This window comes from Putridiphycobacter roseus (assembly GCF_003234935.1).
In the GTDB taxonomy this organism is placed as follows: Bacteria; Bacteroidota; Bacteroidia; order Flavobacteriales_D; family Crocinitomicaceae; genus Putridiphycobacter; species Putridiphycobacter roseus.
The window spans coordinates 1-1,046 of sequence record NZ_QKSB01000059.1; the positions used below are offsets into that span (position 1 = coordinate 1).

Here is a 1,046-nt window from a genome sequence, read left to right on the forward strand (position 1 = left end):
CGTTATAAGCAATTCCTTCCTTTGTGGAAAAAACAAATAATTACTTTAAGCTAAAGTTTAATTAGCTGAAAAAAATAAAAAAATACGATTGAAAAACAGAAATACTAACACTTGTTTTTCCAGAACGAAACAAAAACGTTAGTCGGAATGATGAAAAAGCTAATCTCCATAATAATGTTCCTATTCGGCGGCTTTGCATTAGATGCTCAGACTACGGACAGTGCTATTTATGTGGGTTACGTTATTTCAGACACTACAACATTTAAAAAGAGAATTAATAAATCTCCATTAGAATCAATTTTGGAGTCTAATAATAAAATTGAAATTCGATTTAAAACAAGTTCTACACCCAAACATACGGAGTATCTAATTTTAACATTTAATGAAAAATGGAACGCAAAATTTTATTCTTTCAAACCTAATACTGACTCTCTAATTTCAAAAGATATAACTTCAAAAACCAATATAGACACTCTTTTTTCTAAACTAGTTACAAATAATATATTTTCATTGCCAGATCAAGACAGCTTAAAAACAGAAAAGTATTCGTACAATCCTGGGACAAATGAATTTTATGGCACTGGAATGGGAATTGGGTGTGGAGGAATATGCTATAATATTCAATTTAAAATTGGATATCTATACAGACAATATAACTATTGCAATCCTGAAGATTTTGCCGATTTTTACACACATGTTTATGAGCTTAGAAACTTTACAAACATAGTTGACATTTTTAGTGCATTAACAATTAAATAAATACAGGTAACAACAAGTGGGAAAGCATTAAAAAAAACAGTAATCTAAAGATTATAGTGGACTGTTCCCATGGCAACCTAAAGTATTTAAAAATGCAAAATTTGAGTGGTATTAGTTCAGCAGCTTGCACCCACGGTTTAGAAAAATAATTTGGTGCGAAGGGACTGGCAATTTTAATTGGAGCGAGGAAGTTGTCTTTTTAGGAACGTGTTGACCATCAGAAAGAAATGTTTTGAAGCCAAGTAAAAACATTAGAGAGACCGAGAAGTTTCGCTAGTATTAGCGGA

1 protein-coding gene is annotated in these 1,046 nt (G+C 31.1%); it reads left to right on the top strand.

Features of this window, described 5'->3' with window-relative positions:
- The first annotated feature begins 147 nt into the window (after positions 1 to 147).
- Entirely contained in the window at positions 148 to 759 is a 612-nt protein-coding gene (locus DNU06_RS17490) for a hypothetical protein (RefSeq protein WP_146239328.1), read from the top strand.
- Positions 760 to 1,046 lie beyond the last annotated feature (287 nt).

What these genes read in the sequence shown, in the direction of transcription:
- DNU06_RS17490 (WP_146239328.1), top strand. Translation starts at nt 148, where the DNA reads ATGATGAAAAAGCTAATCTCCATAATAATGTTCCTATTCGGCGGCTTT.